Source organism: Dactylosporangium siamense (assembly GCF_016862795.1).
GTDB lineage: Bacteria > Actinomycetota > Actinomycetes > Mycobacteriales > Micromonosporaceae > Dactylosporangium > Dactylosporangium siamense.
Genome location: NZ_BONQ01000083.1, coordinates 242,141 through 260,939, shown reverse-complemented (window position 1 = coordinate 260,939; position 18,799 = coordinate 242,141). Strand labels below are relative to the sequence as shown.

The window sequence follows — 18,799 nt, the reverse complement described above, 5'->3', positions numbered from 1 at the left end:
CGTGTGTGGGCCGAATCCTTCTTGCCGTCACCCTTGTCGCCTCGTCCGCCTTCGCGGTGCCGGTCCCGGCCCGAGCGCAGACCGACACCTCGCTGTACATCGTCCAGCTGGCGGGTGATCCGGCCGGCCGGCAGGAGGCCGCCCGCGGGCGGATCCGCGCCGACCGCGCGACGATCATGCGGCGGGCCGGCGTCAGCAAGGCCGTCGCCGAGTACGAGTCGGCCTTCAACGGCTTCGCGGCCGCCCTGACCCCGGCGCAGAAGGCCCGCGTCGAGCAGACCCCGGGCGTGCGCCGGGTCTGGAAGAACGAACGGCGCACCCTCGACACCATCTCCACCCCCGACTTCCTGGGCCTCGCCGGCGACGGCGGCGCCTGGGCCAAGCAGTTCGGCGACCCGGCCCACGCCGGCGAGGGCATCATCGTCGGCGTCATCGACACGGGCTTCTGGCCCGAGAGCCCCAGCCTCGCCCCGCTCCCCGAGCCCCGCCCCGACCAGGCCGTCATCGACAAGAAGTGGGCCGCCGGCGGGGTCGACAAGTGCGACGAGGGCACCGGCACCGCCCAGCAGAAGATCACCTGCAACAACAAGGTCATCGGCGCGCGGTACTACGACGGCAGCGGCTTCGGCGGCTGGGAGTCCGAGTTCCGCTCCCCCCGCGACTACGACGGCCACGGCACCCACACCGCCACCACCGCCGCCGGCCTGCACGACATCCCGGCCACCATCAACGGCGACCCGGTCGGCAAGGTCTCCGGCATGGCACCCGCCGCCCGGATCGCGGTCTACAAGGCGCTGTGGCGGCAGTCCGACGGCGAGGGATCCGGCGGCACCGTCGACCTGCTCGACGCCGTCGACGACGCGGTCAGCGACGGCGTGGACGTCATCAACTACTCCGTGTCCGGCTCCGAGGACCTCATCGTCGACCCGATCGACCTCGCCTTCTACAACGCGGCCGCGGCCGGCGTCTTCATCGCCACGTCCGCCGGCAACAGCGGCCCCGACCCGTCGACCGTCGCGCACAACGCGCCCTGGGTGACGACCGTCGCCGCCAGCTCCCACGACCGCGGCGCCGAGAAGTCAGTGACCCTCGGCAACGGCACCACCTACCTCGGCGCCGGCCAGGGCCCGGCCGTGCCGTCCGCCCCGCTCGTCGACTCGGTCGCCGCCGGCCTCCCCACCGCCGAGGCCGACAAGGTCGAGCTCTGCTACCCCGGCGCCCTCAACCCCGCTGTTGTGAAAGGCAAGATCGTGCTGTGCAAGCGCGGGGTCAACCCGCGCACCGACAAGAGCATCGCGGTCCGCGACGCGGGCGGCGTCGGCATGGTCCTCTACAACCCGAGCGAGAACTCCCTCAACGCCGACTACCACATCATCCCGACGGTGCACGTCGACCACGTCGCCGGCGCCGCGATCAAGGCGTACCTGAAGACCGCCGCGCCGACCGCGTCCCTGTCCGCCGTGTCGAAGGTCGTGCCCCGCGCCCCCGCGATGGCCGCGTTCTCCTCCGCGGGACCCGCCGTCGCCGGCGGCGGCGACCTGATCAAGCCCGACATCACCGCCCCGGGCGTCGACATCGTCGCCGGCGTCTCCCCGGCCGGCCACCACGGCAACCTGTTCGACGGCGAGTCCGGCACCTCCATGTCCAGCCCGCACATCGCCGGCATCGCCGCTCTCATCCGGGCCGCGCACCCCGGCTGGTCACCGTCCGCCGTCCAGTCGGCGCTCATGACCACGGCCAGCGTCTTCGACAACACCGACGGCATGATCCAGCGCGCCGGGAAGATCGCCAGCCCGTTCGACTACGGCGCCGGCCACGTCACCCCCGCCCGCGCCTTCGACCCCGGCCTCGTCTACGAGTCCGGCGCCCAGGACTGGGCCCGCTACGCCTGCGGCCTGGGCCAGCTCCAGCGGGTCAGCGACTGGTGCCCCACCGTCGGCAGCATCGACCCGAGCGACCTCAACTACCCGTCGATCGCCGTGGCCGCGCTGCCGGGGACGCAGACGGTCACCCGCACCGTCACCAACGTGTCCAACCAGCCGAGCGTCTACGTCGCCTCCGTCACCAACCCCCAGGGCATCGCCGTCACCGTCAACCCCAGCACCCTGACCGTCGCGCCCGGCAAGAGCGCTACGTTCGAGGTCACCATCACGCGCACCGACGCCGCGTACCGGACCTGGACCTTCGGCTCCCTCACCTGGGCGGACCTGCGCGGACACACCGTGCGCAGCCCCATCGGCGCCCGGCCCGTCGCGCTGGCCGGCCCGGGCGAGGTCACCGGCTCCGGCGCGGTCGGCGCCACCACGATCGACCTCACCGGCGGCTACGCCGGCGCCATCACCACCAGGGTCTACGGCCTCGCCCCGTCCGTCGTCAACGAGCAGAAGCTCACCGGGAGCACCGCCGGCTTCGTGCCCACCGCCCCGGCCACCGGCCCCGCCGCCTTCAAGTTCACCGTGACCGTGCCGTCCGGCACCGAGGTCGCCCGGCTGGCCACCTACGCCGCCGACCAGGCCCCCGGCACCGACGTCGACCTCTACGTCTACCAGGACGGCGAGCTCGTGGACCGCAGCGACGGCACCAGCGCGGACGAGGAGATCGCGCTCACTTCCACCGGGGTGTTCGAGGTGTACGTCGTACGCTTCGCGTCCCCGCCCGGAGCGGACACCACACCCGTCCGGGCGCACACGTTCCTCGTCGGTGACACAGCCGCCGGCAACCTCACCGTCACGCCCGGCACCGCCCAGGTGCGCCCCGGCCAGGTGGTCAGTTTCGACGTCGCGTGGAAGGGCCTCGACCCGCTGCGTCGCTACCTCGGCATGGTCGAGTTCAGCGACGGCACCACGGCACGCGCCTGGACCACGGTCGCCGTCGGCCCGTGAGTCCTTGCACACCCAGGGGTGCACAAGGTCTTCCGGATCACGGGTTGGGCTTGCGGCGGTAGTAGCGGGTGGCGCGCATCGCGATCGCCTCGGTCGACCTGACCGCGGCGACCGCGCCGATCACCGGTCCGACGCCGGGCACCGCCCGCCGGGCGAGCCTGAGGCCGGCGGCCTGCAGCAGACCACCGCCGAGCGTCCGGCCCAGCGGACCGGCCAGCCTGGACACCCCCACCCCGGGACCGGCCCGGCGGGAGCGCTGCGCCTGCTCGGCCGCCATGATGGCTGCCTCGGCGGTGGCGACCTCGGCGTACACCCGCTGCAGGACGAGCAACTCGGCGGCCCGCTGCCGGTCCAGCGGGTCGTGCCCGTGCGCCGCGGCGAGGTGCAGGACCAGTTTCGCGTGCAACCAGTTGACCCCGGCCGCCTCCACCACCAGCCCCAGCGATCCGGCCGCCCCGGCGGCGAACCCCAGCCGCCTGGCCCGCCGCACGAACTCACGGGTGATCGCCCTGGACACCGCGTCGCCGCCGGCGCCCGGGTAGTTGACGGCGTACCACTCGACCCGCTGCCGGGCGCTCTCCCCGAGCCCGGCGACGGCGGCGAGGGCCAGCAGCTCCGGCAGGTAGGCGGGATTGATCCGCCCGTCCCGCGCCGGCACCACCGCTTCCTCCGCCGCTGGTTCCTCCTCCGCCGCCGCCGTTTCCACGGTGCCCAGGTCGGTCGGGTCGGCCTCGTCGACCTCGACCCGCACCTCGACCACGTGCGGCTCGACCAACTGCGCATCGACCGGCTGCGCATCGACCGGCTGCGGCTTGGCCGGCTGCGGCTCGGCCGGCTGCGGCTCGGCCGCTTCGACGACCGGCTGCGGCGCGGGTTCCGGCTGCGGCGCGGGTTCCGGCTGAGGCTGCGCCGGCTGCGGCGCGGGTTCCGGCTGAGGCTGGGGTTCCGGCTGGGGTTCCGGCTCGAGTTTCGGTTGTGCGGTGGATGCCGGGAAGAGGACCTCCTGGGTCGAGGTCGCCTTGACGGCGGCCTTCTTCACCGCCTTCTTCGCCGGTGCCGGTGCCTTCGCGGCGGCGTTCTTGGCGGCGGCCTTCTTCGTGGGCGCGGCGGTCTCGGTGGCGGTCGGCTCCGGGACCGGCTGCGTCTCCGCCGGCGGTTCGACGACCGGCTCGGCCGCCTGCTTCACCGGCGCCTTCTTCGCGACGGCCTTCTTGGGCGCCTTCTTCGGCGCGGTTGCCGCCTTCGCGGGCGCCACAGGACCGGGCTCGACGGCGACCACCGGCTCGACGACGGGTGGCTCGGGTTGCCTCACCGCGGGAATCTTCGTCGGGGGAGCCGTCACCGTCGTCGGCGCGGTTGCCGCAGCCTGCGTTTCGGGCGCCGTCTTCGCCACCGGTGCGGCCGCGGCCTTCGCCGGCACCACCTGTGCGGGCGCGGCCGTCGCAGGTGCGGGCGCGGCCTTCGCAGGCGCGGCCTTGGCGGGAACGGCCTTCGCCGGCACCACCTGTGCGGGCGCGGCTTTGGCGGGAACGGCCTTCGCAGGCACCACCTGTGCGGGCGTGGCTTTGGCGGGGGCGGCCTTTGCCGGCACCGTCGGTGCGGCCGCGGCCTTTGCCGGCACCGTCGGTGCGGCCGCGGCCTTTGCCGGCACCGCCGGTGCGGCCTTGGCTGGGGCGCCCTTCGCAGGCACCGCCGGTGCGGGTGCGGCCTTCGCGGGCGCGGCTTTGGCTGGGGCGGCCTTCGCAGGCACCACTTGTGCGGGCGCGGCTTTGGCCGGGGCGGCAGGTGCGGGCGCGGCCTTCGCCGGGGGCGGCGGGGCGAACGGGGTCACCGGCGCCGTCGACGGGCGAGGGGTCCGTGGCTGCGGCGGCACCTGGCGGGGCGGCTCCACCGGGGCCGGCGGCGCACCGAACGGCGTGGTCGCCGGGCGCGGCGAAGCGGCAGGTGGGGGCGGCGCGTCCGGGGCGGCTTCCAGCGGCGGCGGTTCGAAGCGCAGGGACGTGTCGCCGAGCACCCTCGGGCGGGAGGGTGACTCGTCGGAGCCAGTGGGCTCAGTGGATTTCGGATCCTCTCCCATCCGCAAGAGCGTAATGCGCCTGCGGGTTCAGCACCCGTCGTGCGGCCCGGGGACCTGGCACGAGTCCCCCGGGCCGCACGGTCAGGCGACCGGGATGGTGACGGTGATCGTCGTCGGCACACCATTCTTGATCTTGTACGTCCGCGCGGTGGCCAGGTTGGTGCCACCGAGCCAGCCCGCGCGGCCGTCGCTCACGACGTAGTAGACCTTGACCTGCTGCGGCGGGACGTTCGCGATCGTGTACGTGGCGTCCATCCCGGTGTCGGCGGCGAACGCGACCGGTTCGCCGGTCAGCGCGTCGACGACCCTCAGGTGCGCCAGGACCGGGGCGCCGGTGCTGTCGCGGATGGTGCCCACGACGGTCCCACCGCCGGCACGCGCCTTCAGGTTGGCCGTCACCGTCCTGCCCGCGACGACCGTGACCGTGCTCGCCTCGTGGCGGTTGACCGCGTTGCCCGTCCAGCGCCACTGGTAGGACGACTTCGCGGAGCCGACCGCCCACGTGTAGGGCCCGATGCCGGCCAGCGTGTAGGTGCCGTCCGGCTGGGTGGCCCGGCCGCAGCCGTCGCCGCCGACCGCGTTGCGGGTCGGGGTGATGACGGAGACGCAGGCACCGCCGACCGGCGCGCCGGTGACGGCGTCGGTGTACCGGCCGCGGATGGTGCCGGCCCGGTCGAAGAGGACCGCCGGTCCGGCCGCGACGGTGCCGGCGGCGACCGTGATGCGCTGGGCCGCCTCCCGGCTGCCGGTGCCGCCGGTCGCGCCGACCCACTGCAGTCCGAGCGCGTCCGGGCCGGGGTCGGCGATCAGCTGGTACGTGCCGGGTGCGAGCGGACCGATCCGCAGCGTGTTGCCGCCCTCCTCGGTGCACCACTGGCGGAAGCCGGTGTCGACCAGCGCCGCGTCGACGTCGACCGGCTGCACGCAGCCCTGCGCCGGGCCGCCGGTGGCACGCTCGGTGAGCGTGGTGGTGATCGTGGCGCCCGCGGTGAGGGCGACGTCGACCTGCGCTGTCTGCCCGCCGGTGACGACCGCCCCGGCGACCCGGTCCAGGTGTACACCGTCGTCGAGGCTCACGTTCAGGTGCCAGGCGCCGGCGTACACCTCGTCGATGAGGACCTCACCGCTCCCGGCGCAGCCCTGGTAGGTCGAGGGCGCCACGGTCCACACGCAGAACCGCTGGATCGGCGCGCCGGTGGTCGCGTCGTGTGCCACGACCCGGACGGCGCCGGTCGGCGGGAGGCTCTCGTCCACCGTGACCGTCTGACCCTCGGTCACCACGAACCGCTGCGCGCCGACCTCCGTCAGTGACCCGTGCGCCCACACGGTGACCGCGTGCGCCGCGCCGAACCCCACGGTGAACCGGCCGGCGGTGGGCAGGCCGTCGACGCGGTACCGCCCGTCGGCGTCCGTCGTGCCGTTGGTGGCGTTGCCCAGTTCGTCGGTGACCGTCACCCACGAGCCGGCGACGGGAGCGCCGTCCGCCGCGGTGAGCCGGCCGCCGATGGACCCGGCGGGCAGCGCGTGCTCCTCGACCGTGACCGCCTGGCCGTCGGCGACCGTGACGGTGTCGGCGGTCGCGAAGGTCCGCTTGCCGCCGGACCACTGCGTGGACTGGCCGTTCACGACGTACGAGACCTTGTAGCCACCGGCCGGCACCAGCACCTCGAAGTGCCCGTCGGCCGCCGAGGAGGCCGTCGCCGCGGTGTTCTGCGTGGCCGCGTCGTGGAAGGTCACCGCCACGCTCGCCGGCGTGCCGTCCGAGTTGAGCAGCCGGCCGCTGACGGTGCCGGTGGGCAGCAACCGCTCGTCGACAGCCACCGTGGCTCCCGCGTCCACGGTGAACGCCGGTGCGCTCCACCATTCCGTCTGCTGGTGCGCCCACTGCGTGTAACTCGCCTGGCCGCTGGGTGCGGTGACGGTGAAGCCGACCTGGTACTGCCCCGGCGGCAGGTCCGCGAAGTTGTACCCGCCGGCACCGTCGGTGGTCGCGGTGCTGAACGGCCAGCCGTCGACCTGGGCGGTGACCCGCGCCCCGGCGACCGCCGCCCCGTGCGAATCGGTGAGATGCCCGACCAGATTGCCCTTCGTCGGGTCGGCCGCGGAGGCCGGTGTGATGGGAACCACCGCGGCGGCGATGGTGGTCGCCGTCGCCACTGCCAGCAGCAGGGGACGGCGGAGGACACGCGTGAGCATGGCGCTCCTGGGTAGCGAAAGGGGGTGGCGCGCCACGCCGACACTCTGAGCAGCGGAAACCGCGCTCCCGCCAGTGATGGCGGTCGCCGCGACGCGCCGGGAGCGTACCCGCTTTGCCCGGTCCTCTGCTGTCCCTGTATCCTCGGACGGCGGCTCCTGGCGACAGGCGCTGTTGGAGGCTTCGCCTAGTTCGGTCTATGGCGCCGCACTGCTAATGCGGTTTGGGTCTTAAAGCCCATCCCGGGTTCGAATCCCGGAGCCTCCGCGCAAAACCAGCAAAACCTGGTGTGTACACTAGGCGAGCACCGAGCGCCCGTAGCTCAACGGATAGAGCATCTGACTACGGATCAGAAGGTTAGGGGTTCGAGTCCCTTCGGGCGCGCAAGATCAAGAGGCGGTTGGCCTGCGGAAACGCGGGGCAGCCGCTTTTTTGTGTCTGTCCGCTGTGGACGGTGGGCGTCACGCGGGTGCCGCGGTGGTGTCGTGACGGTCCGTGATGCCGTTCGAGCGCTCCACCGTCCACGCGACCGAGCGGTGCGGTCCTCACCAGGACTGGTGATCTACCGGGTGTGGGGACCGGCCATGTCCGAGTGGCGCTCTTGAGAGGTGCCCGTCTGCTCGCCGGTGGGCCACGGGTCGGTGACGGCGTGCAGCAGCCGGCCGATGACCGACAGATCTCCGACGACGGCGGCGCTGCCGTCGTCGCATGCGGTTGCGAGTGTGGCTGGATCGGCCAGCATGGCGCTGAGCGTCTTGGGCTCCGCGCGGAGCGAGGCGGCCGCCGTCGCGGGTTCACCGGGCTGCACCTGAACCCGGCCGGACGCCAGGCGGACCGTCCAGACCCGGCCGTCGAGTTCGAGACGGCAATTCGTTGGCGGCGCCGCGGGGTCGGGGCGAGCGGCATGTTGCAGGAAGATCAGCACTGAGGTGGCGCTGAGCGCGGTCGGCGGCGGGGGTTGCGGGGCGTCGACACCCCAGTCGCCCAGAGCCAGCAGGATCGGTTCCAGCGCCCGGCCCCGTTCGGTCAGCTCGTAGACCCGGGGGTCTTCCGCCGGTGCGAGTCCACGGCGGATCACCCCGTTGTGTTCGAGCTCTCGGAGTCGGTCCGCGAGCAGGTTCGAGCTGACGTGGGGCAGAGCGTGCCGCAGCTCTGAGAACCGTTGCGGCGCCAAGAGCAGCTCGCGGACGACCAGCAGCGCCCATCGCTCCCCGACGACATCGAGGGCTCGGGCAATCCCGCATGAGTCCCGATAGCTCCGGCTGGTTGGCATGGCCGCTCTCCTCCCAATCTGATCTGAAACTACCACAGTATCTAGTTGTCTTTCACCATCAATCATGGTTGCTTTTAACAACCTACCGTGTTTACTGTTGGTTCGCGCGGCAGTACTGGACCCAGGGCGGCCGCGACAGCGATGGACGCGATCGTGATCACACAACGAGGAGATTCGACATGACGACGCTGAAGCCCGGAAGCATGCTGCTCGGCACGACCCGTCCCGCCGAGCTACGGGCCTGGTACATCAAGGCGCTGGCGCCGGAGTTCACCGGCGAGGGCGCGATCGACCTGGGCGGCTTCCTGCTGGTCATCGACGGGCGCGACGACGTCGAGGCGAAGAACAACGAACCGGGTCGCACGATCATCAACTTCCACGTCGACGACTTCGACGCTGTGGAGGCCCAGCTGAATGCGGCCGGCGTGGAGTGGATCTCGGTCGAGGACCGGGCGAAGGGCAAGTTCGGCACGTTCGCCGACCCCGACGGGAACTACCTCCAGATCATCGAGTGGAAGAAGTGAGCGCCCGGCAAGCGGCGCTGAGCCCGGCCAGGGCCAACCTGGCCCTGGCCACGCTGTTCCTGGGAATGTTCGTCCTGGGCAGTGGCGAACTGCTCGTGGTCGGCGTGCTGGACCGGATCGCCGCAGACCTCCACGTGACCATCCCCGCGGCCGGCACCCTGGTGACCGCCTACGCCCTGGGCCTTGCCATCGGTGGTCCGATCCTGACCGCGCTGACGATCAAGCTGGAAAAGAAGATCGTCCTCATCGGCACGCTCGCGCTGTTCATCGTGTGCAACCTGGTCGCGGTGCTGACCGCCGACTACGGTGTGTTCCTCGGGCTGCGCTTCCTCATCGGCGCGTTGGGCGGCCTGTTCATCGCGAGTGCGTTCAATGCGGGCATGTCGGTCGTCCCGCCGGAGCGCATGGGCCTGGCGATCGGGATCGTCGTCTCCGGTGTCTCGGTGGCGACCGCGCTCGGCGTGCCGCTGGGCACGTTGGTCGGTCAGACCCTCGGCTGGCGCGGCTCGTTCATGGCGATCGTGGCGATCGCTGTGGTCACACTGGTCGCCACGGTGGCGCTGATCCCGTCCGTGCCGCTCGCCGGCGCCAATGCCGGCCACCAGGCCAGGTACGCGTTCGCCCCCAGGGTGCTCGCCGTGCTGTTCCTGAACTTCATCGTGTTCGCGACGACGTTCGCGGCGCTGACCTACATCGTGCCGTTCCTGCAAAGCGTCACCGGCATCTCCGGAGCCCTGCTGAGTGTGTTCCTCCTGGCCTACGGTGTGGCCACGGCGGTCGGCTCGTTCAGCGGCGGCAGGTTCGCCGACCGGAACGCCGCGCGCACCCTGATCATCGGGTCCATCGGCATCGCGGTCTCCCTGCTGGTGCTCTACTTCGTCGGCTCGATCGCGTGGCTCGTGGCGCTCGTGCTGCTCGCCTGGGGCCTGTCCCACTACAGCATCGTGCCCTCGCTCCAGGTTCGGGTGATCACCCTGGCCGGCCCCGGTGGCCAACTCGCGCAGTCGTTGCCTGTCTCCGCAGCCAACGTCGGTATCGCGTTCGGCGCGTTCGTCGGCGGATTCGCGATCGACGACTCCGGCGCTTCCGCCACCGTGATCACCGGTCTGATCTTCTCCGTGGTCACCATCGCGGTCGCCTGGGGGACCAGCTTCCTGAAGCCACCGGTGGTCGAGGAGTCGTCGCCGGCAACCGCCCAAGCCGTACCTGAACCCGCATAGCTCCTCAGGGGTTCGAGCCCTTCGGGCACGCACGATCGGCAAGGGCCTGAACTGCGCAGATACGGCTCAGGCCCTTCGCCGTGTCCGTCATTGTGGGACGATGCGTGTCGTGAGCCTGTCGCCGCTGTTCGGAGTTTGACGGTCTGGGCGGCGGTAGCGACGACGGCTCGTGACCCGGGCCGCGCCTGACGTCGAACGATAACCGGCGGCTTATGCGGCGGGTCGGTCTTTCGCGTTGTTCCGCCGCGACGGTGGGGCGATGGTGGGCTCCTGCTCTCCCATCCGCAGCCCGCATATGTTGCCGACAACCACCGACGAAGGACCACTGACTGTGCTGACGATCCGCCCCGCCCGGCCCGAAGAACTGCCCGCCCTGACGGCGCACCCGAACGACGACGAACGCAACAGCGCGACCGCGGCCTACCTGTCCGGGCTGCTCGACAGCGGCTGCACGCAGCCGGCCTGGTGCCTGGTGGCCGAGCGGGACGACGAGCTCGTCGGCAACGTCGTGCTGTGGACGATCTCCGGCCGCTCGGTGCCCATGGACCTCGTGCTGCTGGAGCCGGGCGACGACCAGACCGCCGCCGCCCTGCTGACGCACGCCGCCGAGCTGGCCCGCTCGCTCGGTGCGCAGACGCAGGGGCACGTGCTCGACTCGCCGGCCCAGGCCCCGCAGTTCCAGCGTGACCCGCAGCGCCGCGAGCACCTGCTCGCGGCGCACGGTTTCTCCGTCACCCGCGACGGATGCCGGTTCCTCTGGCAGGCCGGCGATCCGCTTCCCGCCCAGGACGACCGGCTGCGCTGGCGGTCACTCGCCGAGCTGGGCGAGGAGCCGTTCGTCGAGCTGCTCGCCGACACCTTCACCGACACGAAGGACGCGATCTTCCTCGCCGAGATCGACGAACACGGCCTGCGTGGCGCCGCCGAGCGCAACCTCGCCGACATGCTGGAGCTGCACCACGAGCAGGATTGGTTCGAGATCGGCTACGACCAGCAGGACCGGCCGGTCGCGATCAGCCTGCCCGCCCGGACGGCGAGTTCCGCGGTGATCGGCCTGGTCGCCGTCGCCACGGCCGGACGCGGTCACGGCTACGCCACCGCCACCGTGGCCCGCGGGACGAAGGTCCTTGTCGCCGCCGGGGCGACGGAGATCCGCGGTGACTGCGACGCCGGCAACGTCGCCATGTTCAAGGCCTTCCAGCGCGCCGGCTACCACAACTTCGCCAACCGCAAGATGTTCAGCCGCCCGCTGTAGACCCGGCGTTGCCCAGCAGCACGAGCGGCATCACGACGACTGAGGAGCCGGCACGGGTCTTCAGTCGACCGGCGTCGAAGCATCCCGGCAGCAGGGGGCTTCACCAGCCGAAACGGCAGGTGGCGCCCCGGCTTGTGCGGTCCGCGCGGGCGAGGGTGAGTTTTGCAAACGCGCCGGCCGAAAACTTGAACTGTTCCAGACAAGTGGCCTAGTGTTGATCGCGTGACGTCCGACCTCGAGGCGCGGTTGCGGGCGGCCTCGTTGCATGTGACGCGGCCCCGGCTGGCGGTGCTCGCCGCCCTGCGGGACCACGCGCACGTCGACACGGACACGGTGATCTCGCTGGTTCGGGCCGAACATCCCACGGTCTCCCACCAGGCGGTGTACGACGTACTGAGAGCACTGACCGTCGCGGGTCTGGTGCGCCGGATCGAGCCCGCCGGGGCGACCGCCCGCTACGAGGCCCGGGTCGGGGACAACCACCACCACCTCGTGTGCCGCTCCTGCGGCGCCATCGCCGACGTCGACTGCACCCCTGGTCATGCTCCCTGTCTCACCGCCTCGGACGACCACGACTTCGTGATCGACGAGGCGGAAGTTGTGTACTGGGGCGTCTGCCCCGATTGTGCCGCGAAACCATCACGCCGCTAGGTTCGAAAGGAAGCAGATGAGCGACTCTCAGGACAAGGCAGCCGGCTGCCCCGTCGCGCACGACTCGGTCGCCGCACATGGCAGCGAGAGCGAAAACCCGGCGATCGACTCGCCGAAGCCGAAGACCGGCGGCCGCCCGCGCACCAACCGGGACTGGTGGCCCAACCAGCTCGACCTGTCGGTGCTGCACGCCCACTCGTCCAAGGGCAACCCGCTGGGCGCGGACTTCAGCTACGCCAAGGAGTTCGCCAAACTCGACGTCGAGGCGCTCAAGCGCGACATCACCACGGTCCTCACCACCTCGCAGGACTGGTGGCCGGCCGACTTCGGGCACTACGGCGGCCTGATGATCCGGCTGAGCTGGCACGCCGCGGGCACGTACCGCATCCACGACGGCCGCGGCGGCGCCGGCGACGGCGGGCAGCGCTTCGCCCCGCTCAACAGCTGGCCCGACAACGCCAACCTGGACAAGGCCCGCCGCCTGCTGTGGCCGGTGAAGGCCAAGTACGGCCAGAAGGTCTCGTGGGCCGACCTGCTCGTGCTCGCCGGCAACGTCGCGCTGGAGTCGATGGGCTTCAAGACCTTCGGCTTCGGCTTCGGTCGCGAGGACGTCTGGGAGCCCGAGGAGATCTTCTGGGGCCCGGAGGACACCTGGCTCGGCGACGAGCGCTACACCGGCGAGGCCGAGATGGCCAGCGACGTCGGCGCGGCCGAGATGGGCCTCATCTACGTCAACCCGCAGGGTCCCCGGGGCAACGCCGACCCGCTGTCGGCGGCGTACTTCATCCGGGAGACGTTCGCCCGGATGGCCATGAACGACGAGGAGACCGTCGCCCTCATCGCCGGCGGCCACACCTTCGGCAAGGCGCACGGCGCCGGCGACGCCGACCAGCACGTCGGCCCGGAGCCCGAGGGTGCCTCGCTGGAGTCGCAGGGCCTCGGCTGGCTCAGCACGCACGGCAGCGGCAAGGGCGCCGACGCCATCACCAGTGGCCTCGAGGTGACCTGGACCGACAAGCCCACGCAGTGGAGCAACCGGTTCTTCGAGATCCTCTTCGGCTACGAGTGGGAGCTGACCACCAGCCCCGCCGGCGCCAAGCAGTGGGTGGCCAAGGACGCCGAGGCGATCATCCCGGACGCGCACGACCCGGCGAAGAAGCACCGGCCGACGATGCTCACGACCGACCTGTCGCTGCGCGTCGACCCGGCGTACGAGCAGATCTCGCGCCGGTTCCTGGCGAACCCCGACGAGTTCGCGCTCGCGTTCGCCAAGGCCTGGTACAAGCTGCTGCACCGCGACATGGGCCCGGTCGACCGCTTCCTCGGGCCGTGGGTCGCCGAGCCGCAGTTGTGGCAGGACCCGGTGCCGGCCGCCGAGGGTGGCCTGGTCGGTGACGCCGACGTCGCCGCCCTGAAGGCGAAGGTGCTGGAGTCCGGGCTCACCACCGCCCAGCTGGTCTCCACCGCCTGGGCCTCCGCCGCGAGCTTCCGGTCCACCGACAAGCGCGGCGGCGCCAACGGCGCCCGGATCCGGCTCGAGCCGCAGCGCAGCTGGGAGGTCAACCAGCCCGAGCAGCTGGCGACCGTCCTGACCGCGCTCGAGGGCATCCAGGCGGAGTTCAACGCGGCCGGCGGCGCGAAGATCTCGCTCGCCGACCTGATCGTGCTGGCCGGTTCGGCCGCCGTGGAGAAGGCGGCGCGCGACGCCGGCGTCGAGGTGACGGTGCCGTTCCACCCGGGCCGCACCGACGCCACGCAGGAGCAGACCGACGTCGAGTCGTTCCGGGTCCTCGAGCCGCGCGCCGACGGGTTCCGCAACTACCTGCGTCCCGGCGAGAAGACCCAGCCGGAGGTGCTGCTCATCGACCGCGCCTACATGCTGGACCTGACCGCGCCCGAGGCGACCGTCCTCATCGGCGGCCTGCGCTCCCTCGGGGCCAACGTCGGCGGCACCCAGCACGGCGTGCTCACCGACCGGCCGGGCGTGCTCACCAACGACTTCTTCACCAACCTGCTGTCCCCCGGCACCCGGTGGAAGGCGTCGGAGTCCGAGGAGCACGTGTACGAGATCCGCGACCTGGCCAGCGACAAGGTGCTGTTCACCGCGACCGCGGTCGACCTCATCTTCGGCTCGAACTCGCAGCTGCGGGCCCTCGCGGAGGTCTACGCCAGCAGCGACGCCCGGGACAAGTTCGTCGCGGACTTCGTCGCGGCCTGGACGAAGGTCATGGACAACGACCGGTTCGACCTGTCCTGATCTGCTCCTGATCTGCCCTGACGGCCGGTCGACCCGTGGTGGTCGGCCGGCCGTCGCGCCTCAGTGCCGCATCGCGATGTCCGTGCGGACGGTCGGGCTGTGCCCGTGGGCGGCCGCGAAGGCGCGCTCCTCCGAGTCGTCGCCGACCTCCATCGCGAACCGCTCGCTGTGCCACGTGCACTCGCAGATCGCCTGGTAGTACTCCGGGTCGTCGCCGGTCTCGCCCTCGAGCAGCCAGACCCGGACGCGGTGGCCGACCTCCAGGCGGTAGTTACCGTGCAGCCACAGCGCGAGCACCACCTCGCAGACCAGGAGCCCTCCCGCCAGCAGCCCCTCGGCGAACCCGATCGCGTCCGCCGGCCCGTCCTTGCGGATCAGCTCGCCGATGAACTCGACGACGAACCCCGTGGCCACCAGCGACGCGGAGACGCTGGTCCGTATTCGCCGGGCCCAGACCGCCGCGGTCGCGACCCCGATGAGGACGCCACCGCCGATGATGACCCAGCCGTACCCGTGGCCGGCCAAGTGTTCCGAAGCCCGCCAGACGAGAAGACCGGCGGCCGGGGGGATGAGCGCGAGCAGCGCGTAATGGCCGATGTTCGGCTGCTGCTGCAGACGTCCGGACATGCTGTTCATCGTGACAGCCATGCGTGACACCCGTCTATGACGCGGCGTACGGCTGTGCGCCGGCACCGGTTCAATCGCAGCGCGTCGTGTTCGTGACGGCACGGATGGTGAGGTGCGCGGTACCGTCGCCGCACCAATCCACCGGGGAGCCGCCATGACCGCCATCAGTGCAGCCGACATCGACACCGCCGTCCGGGCGCTCCGGCCACGGCTCGGCGAACGCCTCCTGCTGCCGGACGACGGCGGGTTCGACGGCGCCCGGAAGGTCTGGAACGCGGCCGTGACGCGCCGGCCGGCCCTGATCGCCCGGTGCCGCGACACGGCCGAGGTCGCCGCCGCCGTCCTGGCCGCCCGCGACGCCGGGCTGCCGCTGTCCGTGCGGGCCGGCGGTCACGACTGGGCCGGCCGGGCCCTGCGCGACGGCGGGCTCGTCATCGACCTCACCGGGATGCGGGATGCGACCGCCGACCCGGCCGGGCGCACCGTCACCGTGCAGGGCGGCGCGACGACCGACGACCTGCTCGCCGCCACGGCACCGCACGGCCTGGTCACCGCCACCGGCGTCGTGCGTTCCGTCGGGGTGGCCGGGCTCACCACCGCCGGTGGGTACGGGCCGCTGATCGGCCGCTTCGGGCTGGCCCTGGACAACCTGCTCGGCGCCGATGTCGTCCTCGCCGACGGCAGCACCGTGACCGCCGGGCCGGACGGTGACCCCGAGCTGTGGTGGGCGCTGCGCGGCGGCGGCGGCAACTTCGGCGTCGTCACCGACCTGCGGTTCCGGCTGCACGACCTGCCCACCGTGCTCGCCGGCATGCTGCTGTTCCCGTTCGCCGAGGCCGGCGCGGTCCTCGCCGGCTACGCCGAGATCGTCGCCGGCGCGCCCGACGAGCTGACCGTCATGACCGGGTTCCTGCCCGGCCCGGACGGGCCGATGACGTTCCTGTGCCCGTTCTGGTCCGGCGCCGACCTGGCCGCCGGCGAGCGGGCGATCGCCAAGCTGCGCGCCCTCGGCCACCCGTTCGTCGACCAGGTCGGCGTGATGCCGTACGTCGCCGCGCTCGGCATGTTCGACGCCAACATCGTCGAGGGCAACCACTACCTGCTGCGCAGCCGCTGGCTCCCCTCGGTGTCGCCGGTCGCCGCCGACGCGCTGATCGCCGCGGCCGCGGAGATCTCCTCGCCGTTCTCGACGCTGATCGTCAACCGGTTCCACGGCGCCGCGGCGCGGGTCGACCCGGCCGCGACCGCGTTCGCGAACCGGGTGCCGCACCAGGTCGTCGAGGTGATCGCGGTGTACCCGCCCACCGACGCCGCCGACCGGCACCGGGCCTGGGCCGACTCGGTGGTGGCCGGGCTGGACCCGGTCTCGCTGCCGGGCGCCTACCCCAACCTGCTCGGCCCCGACGACGACGCGCGGGCCCGCGACTCGTTCGCCGGCAACCTCGACCGGCTCCTGGCCGCCAAGCGCCGATACGACCCGGACAACGCCTTCTCGGCCATCCCGGCCCTGGTGGACTGAACCGATCAGCTCGGCCACGTCGCGGCACCAGACCTGGCCGCGCGGTGAACGGCGGGCTCGTGCTCTAGATCTTCTGCCGGGCCGCCCGGGCGAGCTGTTCGTCGTGCGGGCGGCCCAGCTCACGCGCCAGCGCGACGATCCGGTCGAGGAGCGCCAGGGCCTCGTCGGGGCGGCCCGCCATTCGGCACGTCTCGGCGTACTCGTGCCGGCAGTCGATCTCCAGCTGGACCTCGGCGAGGGGCTCCAGCAGCGCGACCGCCCGCCGGTGGTGCTCGAGCGCCTCGTCGAGCGAGCCCATGCCGCGCAGCGCGACCCCGAGCGCGTTGTGGCACCACGCCTGGTTGTGCTGCAGGTTGTGCTCCTCGGACAGCCGCAGCGCCTCGTGGAGCGTCCGCAGCGACTCCGCCGGATCCTCCACCGCGAGGCCGAGCGTGACCAACCCGGTGACCCGGCCCGGCCCGGCCGCCAGGGCGACGGACGCCCGGGCCAGGTCGACGGCCTCGGCGCGCCGCCCCAGGCGCAGCGTCACCCAGCCTTCGAAGGCGAGGGCCTGCGACTGCCCGGCTGGGCGGCCGAGCTTCTCGAACAGCTCGCGGGCCCGCCGCAGCTGCTCCTGGGCCGCTTCGAGGTCACCGAGGTCCCGGCGCGCCAGGCCGGTCCGCAGCGCCAGGCCGGCCGCGAACTCGTCGTCCGGTCCTTCGCCCTCGGCGACCTCATAGGCGGCAAGCGCCTCGGCCAGGCGCCCGGCGGCGGCGAGCGCGAAGCCGAGGTCCGACAGCAGCGCCGCCCGCTCCTGGTGGCGGCCGAGCCGGGCGGCGGCGTCGGCGGCCGCCTGGAGCAGCCGGGTCTGATCGTCGGTGCCGCGGTGCCGGAAGAACCAGACCCGCATGGCCTGCGGCAGCTCCGCGACCACCTCGTCGACGCCGAGCCGCACCGCGGCGTCGAAGCCGGCGACCAGGTTGACGTATTCGAGGTCGAACCAGGCCAGCGCCTCCGCCGGGTTGCCCGCCGCCGGCTGCGGGCGCTGCGGCGAGGGCAGCATCCGATCGTGGGCCACGGCCTGCGCCAGGTAGTGGTGCACGACCCGGCGCAGCGCGGCGTCGGCCTGCGGTTCCTCGTCGTCGGCGAGGTCGGCCGCATACTGCCGGATCAGGTCGTGCATCCGGAACCGCCCGGGCGCCAGCTCCTGCAGCAGGTGGGCGTCGACCAGCTCGTCGAGGACCGCGCCGAGCCGCCCGGCGGGCACATCGGCCAGCGCGCCCGCCACCGCCGCGTCGAAGTCGGCGCCGGGCAGGACGCCGAGCAGCCGGAACATGCGGCGCTGCGCCGGGTCGAGCTGATGCAGGGACATGCCGAACACCGCGTCGAAGCGGCCGGCGGTGTCGCGCAGCCGCTCCGCGAGGACCGCCACGGTCCAGCCGGGCCGGTGACGCAGGCGGGCACCGGCCATCCGCAGCGCCAGGGGGAGCCCGCCGCACTGCTGGAGCACCTGACCGACCGCTTGGTCGTCGGTGGCCCCGAGGCCCGCCGCCCGGCCGAACAGGTCGGCCGCGTCGCCGGTCGTGAAGGGCTCCACCGACACCGGTGGCACGCCGTCCAGGCTGACCAGGCGGTTCCGGCTGGTGACCAGGAGCGCGGACCTGCCCGCGCCGGGCAGCAGCGGGCGCACCTGCTCCGCGTCGACGGCGTTGTCGAGCACGACGAGCGCCCGCCGGCGGGACAGCTCCGAGCGCCACAGCGCCGCACGTTCGACGGCGCCGGCCGGCGGATGCGTGATCTCCAGCGCGGCCAGCAGCCGGCCCAGCGCCGCGAGCGGTTCGAGCGGCTCCTGGCCCGGGGTGAAGCCGTGCAGGTCCAGGTAGAGCCCGCCGTCCGGATACGCGGCGGCGAGCCGGTGCGCGACGTGCACGGCCAGGCTGGTCTTGCCCACGCCCGCCATGCCGTCGATCGCGACCGCGCCGGCGGTGCGGAGCAGCTCCTCGACCTGCGCTGACTCCGCCTCCCGGCCGGTGAAGTCGAACAGGTCGGCCGGCAGGTCGTTGCGCCGCGGCGCGGGCGCCGCGCCGGCCTTGGTCGCCTCGGCCCACACCGGGCGCAGCGGGCGGGGGTCCCGGCCGACGGCCTTGCACAGGGCCACGACCGCCTCCCACGGCGGCACCAGCCTGCCGGTCAGGTATCGGGACAGCGACGAGCTGCTCAGGCCCGCCTGGGTGGCGAGCGCCCGGAGGCTGAGTCCACTCAGGTCTTTGATCCTGGCGAGCTGGGCCACCAGCTGTTCTTGCGGGCCGGACACGTGCAACACCGTACCCGTCCCGCCCTA

Annotated in this window: 12 protein-coding genes and 2 tRNA genes; 9 read left to right on the top strand and 5 right to left on the bottom strand. The window is 72.6% G+C overall.

All coding sequences use genetic code 11. The features are described from left to right. Positions 1 to 5 precede the first annotated feature (5 nt). Positions 6 to 2,882, top strand: coding sequence for a S8 family peptidase (locus Dsi01nite_RS28095; protein ID WP_203849268.1), 2,877 nt, complete (start codon positions 6 to 8; stop codon positions 2,880 to 2,882). Positions 2,883 to 2,919: 37 nt separating this feature from the next. Here Dsi01nite_RS28095 and Dsi01nite_RS28090 read toward each other — a convergent pair whose 3' ends face one another. Both Dsi01nite_RS28090 and Dsi01nite_RS28085 read right to left on the bottom strand, forming a co-directional pair. Next, a complete protein-coding gene (locus tag Dsi01nite_RS28090; protein ID WP_203849267.1) occupies positions 2,920 to 4,959 on the bottom strand; it encodes a hypothetical protein in 2,040 nt (679 codons plus the stop codon). A gap of 81 nt (positions 4,960 to 5,040) precedes the next feature. Next, positions 5,041 to 7,155 (bottom strand): carboxypeptidase-like regulatory domain-containing protein, encoded by a 2,115-nt coding sequence (locus Dsi01nite_RS28085; protein WP_203849266.1) that lies wholly within the window; start codon positions 7,153 to 7,155, stop codon positions 5,041 to 5,043. A gap of 174 nt (positions 7,156 to 7,329) precedes the next feature. On the opposite strand from Dsi01nite_RS28085, the gene Dsi01nite_RS28080 reads away from it, so the two are divergent. Next, positions 7,330 to 7,420, top strand: a tRNA-Ser gene (locus tag Dsi01nite_RS28080). A 44-nt stretch (positions 7,421 to 7,464) separates the two neighbouring features. Continuing rightward, positions 7,465 to 7,537, top strand: a tRNA-Arg gene (locus Dsi01nite_RS28075). A gap of 178 nt (positions 7,538 to 7,715) precedes the next feature. Here Dsi01nite_RS28075 and Dsi01nite_RS28070 read toward each other — a convergent pair. Next, positions 7,716 to 8,426 (bottom strand): winged helix-turn-helix transcriptional regulator, encoded by a 711-nt coding sequence (locus tag Dsi01nite_RS28070; RefSeq protein WP_203849265.1) that lies wholly within the window; start codon positions 8,424 to 8,426, stop codon positions 7,716 to 7,718. A gap of 179 nt (positions 8,427 to 8,605) precedes the next feature. On the opposite strand from Dsi01nite_RS28070, the gene Dsi01nite_RS28065 reads away from it, so the two are divergent. The 5 genes from Dsi01nite_RS28065 (at position 8,606) to katG (ending at position 14,333) form a co-directional block, all read left to right on the top strand. Continuing rightward, positions 8,606 to 8,950, top strand: a complete 345-nt coding sequence (locus Dsi01nite_RS28065) for a VOC family protein (RefSeq protein WP_203849264.1) — start codon at positions 8,606 to 8,608, stop codon at positions 8,948 to 8,950. Beyond that, on the top strand, positions 8,947 to 10,170 hold the full coding sequence (locus Dsi01nite_RS28060) for an MFS transporter (RefSeq protein WP_203849263.1): 1,224 nt from the start codon (positions 8,947 to 8,949) through the stop codon (positions 10,168 to 10,170). Before Dsi01nite_RS28065 ends, Dsi01nite_RS28060 begins: the two co-directional genes overlap by 4 nt. Before the next feature lie 331 nt (positions 10,171 to 10,501). Beyond that, entirely contained in the window at positions 10,502 to 11,425 is a 924-nt protein-coding gene (locus tag Dsi01nite_RS28055; RefSeq protein ID WP_239136228.1) for a GNAT family protein, read from the top strand. A gap of 222 nt (positions 11,426 to 11,647) precedes the next feature. After that, a complete protein-coding gene (locus tag Dsi01nite_RS28050) occupies positions 11,648 to 12,076 on the top strand; it encodes a Fur family transcriptional regulator (RefSeq protein ID WP_203849261.1) in 429 nt (142 codons plus the stop codon). A gap of 16 nt (positions 12,077 to 12,092) precedes the next feature. Next, a complete protein-coding gene (katG, locus tag Dsi01nite_RS28045; protein WP_203849260.1) occupies positions 12,093 to 14,333 on the top strand; it encodes a catalase/peroxidase HPI in 2,241 nt (746 codons plus the stop codon). A gap of 60 nt (positions 14,334 to 14,393) precedes the next feature. On the opposite strand, the gene Dsi01nite_RS28040 is transcribed toward katG, so the two are convergent. Continuing rightward, entirely contained in the window at positions 14,394 to 14,960 is a 567-nt protein-coding gene (locus Dsi01nite_RS28040; RefSeq protein WP_203849259.1) for a hypothetical protein, read from the bottom strand. A 154-nt stretch (positions 14,961 to 15,114) separates the two neighbouring features. On the opposite strand from Dsi01nite_RS28040, the gene Dsi01nite_RS28035 reads away from it, so the two are divergent. After that, positions 15,115 to 16,479 carry an FAD-binding oxidoreductase gene (locus Dsi01nite_RS28035; RefSeq protein ID WP_203849258.1) on the top strand — a complete coding sequence of 455 codons (1,365 nt, stop codon included), beginning with the start codon at positions 15,115 to 15,117 and terminating at the stop codon, positions 16,477 to 16,479. Positions 16,480 to 16,543: 64 nt separating this feature from the next. Here the strand turns inward: Dsi01nite_RS28035 and Dsi01nite_RS28030 are convergent, their stop codons facing one another. Further along, positions 16,544 to 18,772: an ATP-binding protein gene (locus Dsi01nite_RS28030; protein ID WP_239136227.1), complete on the bottom strand. Its 2,229-nt coding sequence runs from the start codon at positions 18,770 to 18,772 to the stop codon at positions 16,544 to 16,546. Positions 18,773 to 18,799 lie beyond the last annotated feature (27 nt).

Excerpts from the sequence above, each read along its gene's own strand:
- Dsi01nite_RS28090 (WP_203849267.1), bottom strand. The coding sequence starts at position 4,959 with ATGGGAGAGGATCCGAAATCCACTGAGCCCACTGGCTCCGACGAGTCA.
- Dsi01nite_RS28065 (WP_203849264.1), top strand. The coding sequence starts at position 8,606 with ATGACGACGCTGAAGCCCGGAAGCATGCTGCTCGGCACGACCCGTCCC.
- Dsi01nite_RS28070 (WP_203849265.1), bottom strand. The coding sequence starts at position 8,426 with ATGCCAACCAGCCGGAGCTATCGGGACTCATGCGGGATTGCCCGAGCC.
- Dsi01nite_RS28035 (WP_203849258.1), top strand. The coding sequence starts at position 15,115 with ATGACCGCCATCAGTGCAGCCGACATCGACACCGCCGTCCGGGCGCTC.
- Dsi01nite_RS28040 (WP_203849259.1), bottom strand. The coding sequence starts at position 14,960 with ATGTCCGGACGTCTGCAGCAGCAGCCGAACATCGGCCATTACGCGCTG.
- katG (WP_203849260.1), top strand. The coding sequence starts at position 12,093 with ATGAGCGACTCTCAGGACAAGGCAGCCGGCTGCCCCGTCGCGCACGAC.
- Dsi01nite_RS28085 (WP_203849266.1), bottom strand. The coding sequence starts at position 7,155 with ATGCTCACGCGTGTCCTCCGCCGTCCCCTGCTGCTGGCAGTGGCGACG.